This window comes from Isoptericola sp. BMS4, from assembly GCF_011634835.1.
Classification (GTDB): Bacteria; Actinomycetota; Actinomycetes; order Actinomycetales; family Cellulomonadaceae; genus Isoptericola.
Genome location: NZ_SIRP01000019.1, coordinates 1 through 223 on the forward strand (window position 1 = coordinate 1; position 223 = coordinate 223).

Genomic DNA, 223 nt, shown 5'->3' on the forward strand with positions numbered 1-223 from the left:
GTGCTGTTCAAGTTCGCGTGGACGTTCGTGCTGCCGTACCTGCTGTCGAGCGTCTCGAAGCTCGGTGGCCCGCAGGCGATGAACACGACGAACCTCATGATCGGCGGCGGGTTCGCCCTGGGGCCGGTGCTCGCGGGCTGGATGACACAGGCGACGGGCAGCTTCGCCCTGATGCTCGTCGTGTCCGCCGCCTGCCTCGTGGCGGCGCTCGGCTGCTCCGTCG

The 223-nt window shown here is 69.1% G+C and carries 1 pseudogene; it reads left to right on the plus strand.

Annotation, left to right across the window (positions count from 1 at the left end):
• Positions 1-223, plus strand: a pseudogene (locus EYB28_RS19690) (MFS transporter); the annotation flags it as partial.